General features: G+C 61.0%; 6 protein-coding genes. 2 read left to right on the top strand and 4 right to left on the bottom strand.

All coding sequences use genetic code 11. The features are described 5' to 3' along the window. Positions 1-20 precede the first annotated feature (20 nt). Genes mdtC through OXR61_RS11520 form a run of 3 tightly spaced genes read right to left on the bottom strand, consistent with a single transcriptional unit; the run spans position 21 to position 7,443 of the window. Positions 21-3,095 (bottom strand): multidrug efflux RND transporter permease subunit MdtC, encoded by a 3,075-nt coding sequence (gene mdtC / locus OXR61_RS11530; protein WP_241798297.1) that lies wholly within the window; start codon positions 3,093-3,095, stop codon positions 21-23. Continuing rightward, a complete protein-coding gene (locus OXR61_RS11525; protein WP_267412197.1) occupies positions 3,092-6,214 on the bottom strand; it encodes an MdtB/MuxB family multidrug efflux RND transporter permease subunit in 3,123 nt (1,040 codons plus the stop codon). Before OXR61_RS11525 ends, mdtC begins: the two co-directional genes overlap by 4 nt. Then, on the bottom strand, positions 6,214-7,443 hold the full coding sequence (locus OXR61_RS11520; RefSeq protein WP_021509315.1) for an MdtA/MuxA family multidrug efflux RND transporter periplasmic adaptor subunit: 1,230 nt from the start codon (positions 7,441-7,443) through the stop codon (positions 6,214-6,216). Before OXR61_RS11520 ends, OXR61_RS11525 begins: the two co-directional genes overlap by 1 nt. Before the next feature lie 240 nt (positions 7,444-7,683). Here OXR61_RS11520 and OXR61_RS11515 point away from each other — a divergent pair, with 240 nt between their 5' ends. Then, on the top strand, positions 7,684-8,646 hold the full coding sequence (locus tag OXR61_RS11515) for an aldo/keto reductase (RefSeq protein ID WP_021509316.1): 963 nt from the start codon (positions 7,684-7,686) through the stop codon (positions 8,644-8,646). Between the two features lie 221 nt (positions 8,647-8,867). Further along, entirely contained in the window at positions 8,868-10,202 is a 1,335-nt protein-coding gene (locus OXR61_RS11510) for a carbohydrate porin (RefSeq protein ID WP_021509317.1), read from the top strand. A 115-nt stretch (positions 10,203-10,317) separates the two neighbouring features. On the opposite strand, the gene yegD is transcribed toward OXR61_RS11510, so the two are convergent. After that, complete coding sequence (gene yegD, locus OXR61_RS11505; RefSeq protein WP_021509318.1) at positions 10,318-11,670, bottom strand: molecular chaperone; 1,353 nt, start codon at positions 11,668-11,670, stop codon at positions 10,318-10,320. Between the last annotated feature and the right edge of the window lie 24 nt (positions 11,671-11,694).

Genomic DNA, 11,694 nt, shown 5'->3' with positions numbered 1-11,694 from the left:
CGCTTAGTGCAGGTATGACGTTATGGCTCCGTTATCAACCGCGGCTGCTTTTTCCGCCGGCGCAGTTTATCCATCATCAGGTACACCACCGGTGTGGTGTACAGCGTCAGCAGCTGGCTCATCACCAGCCCACCGGCAATGGTGATGCCCAGCGGCTGGCGCAGCTCCGCGCCGTCCCCGCTGGTCAGCACCAGCGGCAGCGCACCAAACAGCGCCGCCAGCGTGGTCATCAGAATCGGGCGGAAACGCAGCTGGCACGCCTGGAAAATGGCGTCGCGCGCCGACAGGTTGCCGTTGCGCTCCGCCTCCAGCGCGAAATCCACCATCATGATGGCGTTCTTTTTCACGATACCGATCAGCAGCAGGATGCCGATTAGCGCAATCAGGCTGAACGGCGTATTAAACAGCTGCAGCGCCAGCAGCGCGCCGACGCCCGCCGAGGGCAGGGTAGAGAGAATCGTCAGGGGATGCACGTAGCTCTCATACAGAATGCCGAGCACGATATACACCGCGGCAATCGCCGCCAGCATCAGCCACAGCTGGTTCGATTGCGAATCCTGAAATACCTGCGCGGTGCCGGCGAAGCTGCCGCGCACGCTGGACGGCACGCCAATCGCCGTAATGGTGCGGTCAATGGCCTCTGACGCCTGCGACAGCGAGACCCCTTCCGGCAGGTTAAACGAGATGGTCGAGGCCGCCGACAGCCCCTGATGGTTGACCGACAGCGGCGCGTTGGCCGGCTGCCATTTGGCAAACCAGCTCAGCGGAATCGCTTTGCCGTCGCTGTTGATCACGAACATCTGATCCAGCGCGCTGACATCCTGGGTATAGCGCGGATCCACTTCCATCACCACTTTGTACTGATTCAGTGGCTGGTAGATGGTGGAGATTTGCCGCTGGCCGAAGGCGTTATTCAGCAGCGCATTGGCCGCCGACACGTCGATGCCGAGGCGCGCCATGCTTTCGCGATCGTAAGTCAGCGCCATTTCGCTGCCGTTGTCCTGCTGATCCGAGTTCACATCGGCCAGCTCTGGCAGCGCGGCGAACGCCTGGCGGATTTTCGGCTCCCACTCACGTAAATCGGCGAGGTTATCCGACAGCAGGCTGTACTGATAGCTGGCGTTCGATTCGCGTCCGCCGACGCGAATATCCTGCACCGCATTGAGGTACAGGTTGGCACCCGGTTCTTTCGCCAGCTTCACGCGCAGGCGGGCGATCACTTCCTGCGCGCTTTCGCTGCGTTCTGACAGCGGCTTGAGTGACACAAACATCGAGCCGCTGTTGGTGCGCGAGCCGCCGGTGAAGCCGGTGACGTTATCGACCGCCGGGTCAGCCTTGATGATGTTCATGAAATCCTGCAGCTTACCGCGCATCGCCTGGAACGAAATGCTCTGATCGGCGGAGATAAAGCCGTTGAGACGGCCGGTATCCTGCTCGGGCATAAAGGTTTTGGGGATGGTGATAAACAGCCAGATGGTCAGCCCGACGGTGCCGAGCAACAGCAACAGCACCCAGATCGCGTGGTTCAGCACCCAGCCGAGCGAGCGCGCATAGCCCTGCTGCACTGCCAGCAGCACGCGGCCAAAACCACGCGTGCGCGGCTGGCTGCGCTTCGCCTGCGGTTTCAGCAGATACGCGCACATCATCGGCGTCAGGGTAATGGAGATAAACAGCGAGATGAGAATCGCCACCGACAGCGTGATGGCAAACTCCGAGAAGAAGCGACCAATAATGCCGCCAATCATCAGCAGCGGCAGGAACACCGCAATCAGCGACAGGCTCATCGACAGCACGGTAAAGCCCACCTCGCGCACCCCGGTGAGTGCCGCCTGCAGCGGCTTCATGCCGGCTTCGACGTGGCGCGCGATGTTCTCCAGCACCACAATGGCGTCATCCACCACAAAGCCGGTGGCGATGGTCAGCGCCATCAGCGACAGGTTATTCAGGCTGAAGCCGCACAGGTACATGGCGGCGAAGGTACCAATCAGCGATACCGGTACCGCCGCCGCCGGAATTAGCGTGGCGCGGCCGTCGCGCAGGAAGAAAAACACCACCAGAATTACCAGCGCCACGGCGATCACCAGCGACTGCTCCACTTCGTGCAGCGAGGCGCGGATAGTGGGCGAGCGGTCCTGGGCGATTTGCAGGTCGATAGCCGCCGGGATCACCTCATGCAGCTCCGGCATTTCCGCCCGGATGCGGTCGACGGTATCAATGATGTTGGCGTCCGGCGACTTGCGCACCACCAGCAGCACCGCCGGTTTGCCGTTGGTCATCCCGGCGTTGCGCACATCCTGCACCGAATCCTGCACGTTCGCCACATCGCTCAGCCGTACCGCCGCGCCGTTGTTGTAGTGCACCACCAGCGGCTGGTAGACGCTGGCGGTTTGCAGCTCATCGTTGGTCCGTACCTGCCAGCGCTGCTGGGTATCGTCGATGGCGCCCTGCGGACGGCGCTGGTTGGCGTTGCTGATGGCGGTGCGCACCGCATCCAGCGACACGCCCTGATTAAACAGCGCCTGCGGATTGAGGTCGACGCGCACCGCCGGCAGCGAACTGCCGCCTACCGTGACATCACCGACGCCATCAATCTGCGACAGTTTCTGCGCCAGTTGCGTCGACGCGTAATCATACAGCTGACCGGGATTATAAATGTCCGAGGTCATGGTGAGGATCATGATTGGCGCATCGGACGGGTTGGCTTTGCGGTAGGTTGGACGATTAGGCATGCCGGTCGGTAGCAGGCTCTGGGCGGCATTGATCGCCGCCTGCACGTCGCGCGCCGCGCCGTTGATGTCGCGGTCGAAATCAAACACCAGAATGATGCGCGTGCTGCCCAGCGAGCTGGTGGAGGTCATTTCACTGACGCCGGCAATGCGCCCCAGCGAGCGCTCAAGCGGCGTGGCGACCGAGGCCGCCATGGTTTCCGGCGACGCGCCGGGCAGCGAGGCCGAAATCAGAATCACCGGGAAATCCAGCTGCGGCAGCGGCGCCACCGGCAGCATACGGAAGCCAAGAATGCCCGCCAGCGCAATCGCCAGCGTCAGCAGCGTGGTGGCAACCGGCCGATGGATAAACAGGGCGAAAAACTTCACGACTGCGCCTCCGTGCCTTTCAGACGCCGGCGCGTGGCGTGGGCAAGGCGATCAAACAGCAGATAGATCACCGGAGTGGTAAACAGCGTCAGCACCTGGCTCAATACCAGGCCACCGACCATGGCGATGCCGAGCGGACGACGCAGTTCCGCGCCGACGCCGGTGCTGAGCATCAGCGGCAGCGCGCCAAGCAGCGCCGCCAGCGTGGTCATCAGAATCGGCCGGAAGCGCAGCAGACAGGCCTGATAGATCGCCTCACGCGGCGCCATGCCCTGTTCACGCTCGGCGGCCAGCGCGAAGTCGATCATCATGATGGCGTTCTTCTTCACGATACCGATCAGCAAAATGATGCCGATGATGGCGATGATATCCAGTTCGTTGCCGCTCAGCATCAGCGCCAGCAGCGCGCCAACGCCGGCGGTGGGCAGCGTCGACAGAATGGTAATCGGGTGGATGAAGCTCTCATACAGCACGCCGAGCACGATATACATCGCCACTACCGCCGCGACGATCAGCCAGATGGTGCTGGTCAGCGCCGCTTCAAACGCCAGCGTGCTGCCCTGGAACTGCGTCATCATCTCTGCCGGCATGCCGACCTGATCTTCCGCCGTGGTGATCGCCTGCAGCGCATCGCCGAGCGAGTAGCCGTGCGCCACGTCAAACGAGAAGGTGGCCGACGGGAACTGGTCGAGATGATTAATGCTCAGCGCAGCGTGGCGCTCTTCGACTTGCGCGATGGCGCTGAGCGGCACGCTGCCGCCGTCGCTGCTGTTCAGGCGAATCGCGTCGAGGCTGGCGAGACCGGGGGTTTGCGTGTTGTCCTGCTCCAGCACCACGCGATACTGATTGGCCTGAGTGTAAATCGTTGAGATCAGGCGCTGACCAAAGGCGTTGTACAGCGCGTTATCAATGTCGGCCATGCTGATGCCGAGCCGGCTGGCGCTGTCGCGATCGACGCGTACAAAGGCTTCCAGCCCCTGATCCTGCCAGTCGCTGCTGACATTGCGCAGCTGTGGCAAGGTGTTGAGCTGTGCCAGCAGTTTCGGCACCCAGCTGCCCAGCGACTCCAGCGAACCCGACTGCAGGGTAAACTGGTATGGCGTGCGGCTCGCCTGGGTATCAATGGTCAGATCCTGTACCGGCTGCAGCCACAGCGACACGCCGGGCAGGCGATCGATCGCCTGCTGCAGCCGCTGCTGCACTGCCGGAATACGATCGTCACGCTGGTCCAGCGGTTTCAGGTTGATTTGCAGCCGCGCGCTGTTGAGCGCCGCGTTGGTGCCATCCACGCCGACGAACGAGGTCAGGCTCTGCACCGCCGGATCTTTCATAATGATCGACGCCACGTCGCGGGTGCGCTGCGCCATACTGGCGTAAGAGACCGACTGCGGCGCCTGCAGCGTGCCCTGAATGATGCCGTTGTCCTGCTGCGGGAAGAAGCCCTTCGGAATCACCACCCACAGCAGCACCGTCAGCAGCAGCGTGCCAAGCGCCACCGACAGCGTCAGCCACGGATGGCGCAGCACGCGCGTCAGCCAGCGGCCATAGCCGGCAATCACCTTATCGAACATCGCCTCGCTGGCGCGGGAGAAGCGGTTCTGCCTGCGCAGCGATTCGGCGCTCAGCATGCGCGCGCACATCATCGGCGTCAGCGTCAGTGAGACCACCGCCGAGATCAGAATCGCCACCGCCAGCGTCACGGCGAACTCACGGAACAAACGGCCAATCACATCGCCCATGAACAGCAGCGGAATCAGCACCGCGATCAGCGAGAAGGTGAGGGAGATAATGGTGAAGCCAATCTCACCGGCACCTTTCAGCGCGGCGGTCATCGGCTTTTCGCCTTTTTCGATGTAGCGCGAGATGTTCTCGATTACCACGATGGCGTCATCGACCACAAAGCCGGTGGCGATGGTCAGCGCCATCAGCGTCAGGTTATTGATCGAAAAGCCGAGAAAATACATGGCGGCAAAGGTGCCGACCAGCGACAGCGGCACCGCGACCGCCGGAATAATGGTGGCCGGGACATTACGCAGAAACAGATAGATGATCATCACCACCAGCCCGATGGCCAGCATCAGCTCATGCTGGGTATCCGCTACCGAGGCGCGAATGTTGGTGGTGCGATCGGTGAGCAGTTTGACGTCAACCGACTTCGGCAGCGTGGCGGTCAGCGACGGCAGCAGCGCGCGGATGCTGTCAGCGGTAGCGATAATATTGGCGCCCGGCTGGCGCTGCACGTTCAGCACAATCGCCGGCTGACGGTTGGCCCAGGCGCCCAGCCAGCTGTTTTCTGCGCCCTGTTCAACCGTGGCGACGTCGCCCAGCCGCACCGGCGCGCCGTTGCTGTAGCTGACGATCAGCTTGCGGTAATCCTCCGCGGAGGTCATCTGGTCATTGGCCGACAGCGTGATGGAGCGCGTTGGACCATCAAGGCTGCCTTTCGCCGAATTGACGTTGGCGTTGCTGATGGCGGTGCGCACCGTCTCGCTGGTGAGGCCGAGGGCCGCCAGCGCCTGTGCGTTCATCTTCACCCGCACTGCCGGACGCTGGCCGCCGGAGAGCGTGACCAGACCGACGCCGGAGACCTGGGAAATCTTCTGCGCCACCCGCGTTTCCACCATGTCCTGCACCTGCGTCAGCGGCATGCTGGTGGTGGTAACGGCCAGCGTCATGATTGGCGGATCGGCCGGATTGACTTTGTTGTACACCGGCGGATTCGGCAGATCGTTAGGCAGCAGGTTAGTGGCAGAGTTGATCGCCGCCTGCACTTCCTGTTCGGCAACGTCGAGCGCCAGCGTCAGCTGGAACTGCAGCGTAATCACCGAGGCACCGCCGGAGCTTTGCGACGCCATTTGCTTCAGGCCGGACATCTGCCCGAACTGGCGCTCGAGCGGCGCGGTAATCGACGAGGTCACCACATCCGGGCTGGCGCCGGGATAGAGCGTGACGACCTGAATGGTCGGGTAATCGACTTCCGGCAGCGCGGAAACTGGCAGGAAGCGATAGCCCAGCACGCCGGCCAGCAAAATCGCGATCATCAGCAGCGTGGTGGCCACCGGGCGCAGAATAAACTGGCGTGACGGGCCGCCGCTGGCGTCGGGAGGCATCACCTGCATTATTGACGTTCTCCGCGAGCCGGTTGCGCCGCGCGCGTGCTGTGCGTGGCGGTACTCTGTGCGGCGACAATCTCCACCGTGGCGCCTTCGGTCAGGCGGTCGAGACCGTCAGTGACCACGCGCTGACCGGCCTGCAGCCCGGCATCAATCACCACTTTCTGGCTATCCTGCAGCCCGGCGGTGACGCGTTTCTTACTCACTTTGTTATCGCTGTTCACCACCCAGACAAAGTGGCCGTCGTTGCTCATTTGCAGCGCGGCAGTCGGGATCACCACCGCGTTTTGCAGCGTATCCACCTTCAGCCGGGCATTAACAAACTGATTGGGAAACAGGGCGTCGTCCTGATTGCTGAAGCGCGCCTTGAGTTTAATGGTGCCGGTGGTGACATCGATCTGGTTATCAATGCTCAGCAGCGCACCCGTGGTCAGCAGGGTTTTATTGCTGCGATCCCAGGCTTCAACCGGCAGCGGCTGGCCGCTTTTCTGGGCTTTCAGGATCTGGCTGATATTGTTCTCGGCAACGCTGAACACCACGTCAATCGGGTGCGTCTGGGTGATCACCACCAGACCATTGGTATCGCCGGCGGTAATGTAGTTGCCGACATCCACCTGCTTCAGCCCGACGCGTCCGGCAATCGGCGCGGTGATGCGGCTGTAGGTCAGATTGAGCTGCGCGCTGGCCACATTGCCTTCGTCGGCTTTGATGGTGCCGAGGGTTTCACTGACCAGCGAGCGCTGGGTATCCAGCTCCTGCTGCGACACCAGCGAGGTTTTCGCCAGCTTTTCATAACGGCTGAGGTCGCGGCGCGCGTTAGCCAGCGTCGCCTGATCTTTGGCCAGCTGGCCCTGCGCCTGGGTGAGCGCTACCTGCCATGGGCGGGGATCGATTTCTGCCAGCAGCGCGCCGGCCTCCACCTGCTGACCTTCCGTGAAGTGCAGCGCCATCAGCTGGCCATCGACCCGACTGCGCACCGTAACGGTATTGGCCGCGGTGACGGTGCCAAGTCCGCTGAGGTAATAGGGCACGCTTTCGGTGGTCGCCGTTGCGGCCTGCACCGGTGCCAGCGGACGGCGTCCGCCGCTGTTGTTGCCACCGCGTCCGTGATGCGGCTGACCATCAGCCTGGTTAGCCTGTGCTGGCTCGGCCGGATGCTGCCACCAGTAGTAAGCGCCCGCCAGCGCAGCCAGTACCACCACGCTAATCAGGCCTGTTTTTAATCGTTTGTTCATTGCTCTGTGTGCTCTCCGGCGGTTTCGTTTTCCCCACATGCGCGCGCAAACGAACCGCGGCGCAAACGAAATGATTGTAGTCGCCCGGGCCGGGCAAAAATTGAAGGAATTAAGAATATCGCCCCGGGCACGCTAAGTATTCATATTCAGTAAATATTTTGGCAGCAATACGCATAAGCGTGACTTTTTCCTTTGCTAAGCTGAATGACAGACCAGTCTCGTTTCACTAAGGAGGATCACATGCGTCAACACAAAACCCGTCAGCTGGGCGACAGCGGTATCAGCGTGCCGCTGCTGACGTTTGGCGGCAACGTTTTTGGCTGGACCGTCGATGAAAAAACCTCGTTTTCACTGCTCGACGCGCTGGTGGAAAAGGGGCTGTTCTTCATTGATACCGCAGACGTTTACTCACGCTGGGCGCCGGGCAACGCCGGCGGTGAATCGGAAACCATCATCGGTAAATGGCTGAAAAAAAGCGGTAAGCGCGACAGTATCGTGCTCGCCACCAAGGTAGGCATGGAGCTGACGCCGGAGAAAACCGGGCTGAAACCGGCCTATATCCGCCAGGCCGTGGAAGATTCGCTGCGCCGCCTGCAGACGGATGTCATCGATCTCTACCAGGCGCACCGTGATGACGACAGCACGCCGCTGGTGGAGACGCTGAAAGCCTTCGACTCGCTGATCAAAGAGGGGAAAGTGCGGGCAATCGGTGCGTCCAACTACAGCGCGCAGCGCCTGCAGGAAGCGCTCGACATCAGTAAGCAGGAGGGACTGGCGCGCTATGAAACCCTGCAGCCGGAGTACAACCTGTACGATCGCCAGGAGTATGAAAGCGGACTGGAGCAGGTGGCGGTGAAAAACGGTCTCGGCGTGATTAACTACTACTCGCTGGCCAGCGGTTTCCTGAGCGGGAAATACAAAAAGCCGGAAGACGCCAGCAAAAGCGCGCGCGGCCAGGGCATTGTAGAAAAATACCTCAACGATCGCGGTAAGCGCATCATTGAAGCGCTGGAAGATGTCGCGGCCTCGCACGATGCCTCTGCTACCCAGGTGGCGCTGGCGTGGCAGATTGCGCGACCGAGCATCACGGCACCGATTGTCAGTGCCACCTCGCTGCAGCAGCTGGATGAGCTGGTGAAAGCCACCGAGCTGGAGCTCAGCAAGCAGGAGATTGAAGAGCTGGCCAGCGCCAGCAAGCCGTAACGCGAAGCGGGACGCTGCGGCGTCCCGTCACGTAATAATTTTTTCGCCACGCAAAAAATGCCTTTTTCCTCCAGAACATATCCATTCATCGATCGCTGTCACAATTGCGTTAAGTCACTGTCACCTTTGCACTCACTGCGCACAGATTTGCAAAAACTGACATAACCTCAGCATTATTCTCTGCCCGTTCCTCTCCGGAAATTCACAGAAGAATAATCATCATGAACAGAAAAAAAGCAGTGCAGCATATGCCTCGCCTGGCAGCGGGCACCCTGATGTTTGCCATGTTGAGTGCGTCGGCGGTGGCAGCCGATGCGTTCAGCTACGATTCTCCCTATATGTTTGGCGACTGGGGCGGTAACCGAACGCAGCTGGAAAACGACGGCGTGAAGTTCGACGTTAACTACACCATGGAAAGTGCCTCGAACCTGGGCGGCGGTGCCGATACCAACACCTCGATGCGCTACAGCGATCAGTGGGCGTTTGGCCTGAATCTTGACCTGCAAAAACTGCTCGACTGGCAGGATGCGCAGTTCCAGATGACCATTACCGACCGTAACGGTCGCAATATCTCCGATCAGGTGGCAGACCGCCGTACCGGCATGCTGTCATCGGTGCAGGAAGTGTACGGACGTGGCCAGACCTGGCGTCTGACGCAGTTCTGGCTCAGCAAAGGGCTGTTTGATAACACCGTCAACCTGAAAGCCGGTCGCGTTACCGTCGGGGAAGATTTCGACAACTTTGACAGCAAGTTCCAGAACCTTGCATTCGGCAGCGGCCAGGCGGGTAACTGGCGCGGCGACCGCTGGTTTAACTGGCCGGTTTCCCAGTGGGGCGGGCGCGTGAAGGTAAACTTCACGCCGGAAGTGTTCTTCCAGGTGGGCTTCTACAACCAGAACAGTGCCAACTACGATCGCGGTGACGGTTTCCGTCTGGATACCAGCAACTCCGAAGGCAACCTGGTGCCGGTGGAACTGGGCTGGAAGCCGACCTTCGGGCCGGCCAACCTGCCGGGTAACTACCGCATTGGTTACTACTACTCGTCGGCCAACGGCGATAACTACGGCAGCTGGCGCGATGGCGCTTATCAGAGCAAGGATCACGCCTACGGCGGCTACGTGCTGTTACAGCAGCAGCTGACCGCGCAGGGCGGCGATGCCAGCCGGGGTCTTGGCGTAACGGTGCAGGCGGTGATGAACGATCACAAAACCTCGAAAACCGACAACTATCAGTCGATCAGCTTTACCTGGAAAGGGCCGTTTGATGCGCGTCCGCAGGATGAGATTGGCGTCGGCGCGGCGCGTATTCACGTCAACAGCGCGTATACCCGTTCGCTGCGTCAGCAGAATGATGCCAACGGCGAAACTGATTTCGACAGCCCAACCTATCTGCCGATTCAGGATGGTTCCGAGTACAACTACGAGGTTTATTACAATGCGCAGCTGACCAAATGGCTGCAGCTGCGTCCAAACCTGCAATACGTGGTGGCACCGGGTGCGGTGAGCGAAGTGAAAGATGCGTTTGTGGGTGGGATCAGTGCGAACGTGAATTTCTAATCTGGCAGAATGTGTGACTTTTCCCTCTCCCTTTGGGAGAGGGCAGGGTGAGGGGAAAATCGCACGGAGCTGTCTGGCCCTCACCCTAACCCTCTCCCGCAAGCGGGAGAGGGAATTATCTGAACATCACTTCGGCCCAGCGCGCCAGGCCGGCGGTGACCGAGCCGAAATCATCGCCGCTGGCGATGGGCGTGTCGGGTAGTGCCTGCTGCAGCGCGGCGCGCAGGATCGGCGAACGGGCGCTGCCGCCGGTGAGGTAAATCACCTCCGGACGAGTGTCACAACTGGCCAGCGCCAGCTGCACCTGCTCAAGAATGCGCGCCAGCGGCTGATTGATCGCCTCTTCCAGCTGCGCGGCGCTGATCTCCGCCTGCAGCGTTTGCGCAATAAACGCCAGCGAGGCCGCAGTCTCGCGCTGATCGGAGAGCGCAATCTTGCTCTCTTCCGCCGCGCGCACCAGCCGGTAGCTCAGCTTCTGCTGCCAAACTTTCAGCAGATGTGCGACTTTATCGCCCTGTTCGGCATCACGCACCAGATCGCGCAGCAGCTTACCGCTGGCGGCCGAGTAGAAGTCGCTTTGTGCCGGCACATCGTTAATCGCCACCGCGTTCCACCACGGCAGGGCGGGCAGGGCAGTGCCCTTCAGCGTGTTACCGCCCAGACCCAGCAGCGGCATCAGCGTTTTGAACGCCAGCATGATATCGAGGTCGTTACCGCCGACGCGGCAGCCGCTGTGGCCAAGCAGGCTGGCACGGCGATCGGACTGATTACGCCACTGCGGACCCATCAGCAGCATGGAGCAGTCGGTGGTTCCGCCACCAATATCCACCACCAGCACGCGTGTCTCCTGCTGCAGCGTGGCTTCAAACTCCAGACCGGCGGCAACCGGCTCGAACTGAAACTCGACGTCGCGGAACCCGGCACGCTGTGCGGCACGCAGCAGAATGCCCTGCGCCTGCTGGTTGGCGTCTTCACCGCCCAGTCCCTGGAAGTTGATTGGCCGGCCAATCACGGCCTGGTCAATCGGTTGATCGAGCTGGGTTTCACCCTGCTGGCGAATGTGCAGCATCATGGCGCACACCAGATCTTCGAAGAAGGCGATCTGCTGGGGTTTCAGGCCACTGGCGCCGAGGAACGACTTCGGCGATTTGACGAACCACACCTCTTCCGGATCAACCATATAGTGCTGCAGCGCGGTCAGACCAAACTGTACGCTGGCAGGCGTTACCTCGATATCCTCTTCGCGGTTATAACGCAGCGCGCGCTGCAGCAGCGCGGTGCTTTCGCTGTCTGGCGTGGGGACCTGATGATGGCGATGCAGCCATTCACTGATGGCTTCGCGCGTGGGCGCGCAAATCATGGAGGGAAGCAGGCGCTGACCGTTTTCCAGTGTCAATAACCGCGGTGTGCCGCTATCCGTTACTGCGATGGAACAGTTAGCCGTGCCGTAGTCGAATCCGATAAACATTGTATCCCCCATGCCAGAAAAAAG

The organism is Pantoea sp. GM_Pan_4 (assembly GCF_026541005.1).
GTDB lineage: Bacteria > Pseudomonadota > Gammaproteobacteria > Enterobacterales > Enterobacteriaceae > Pantoea > Pantoea dispersa.
This window is presented reverse-complemented; position numbering and strand designations above follow the sequence as displayed.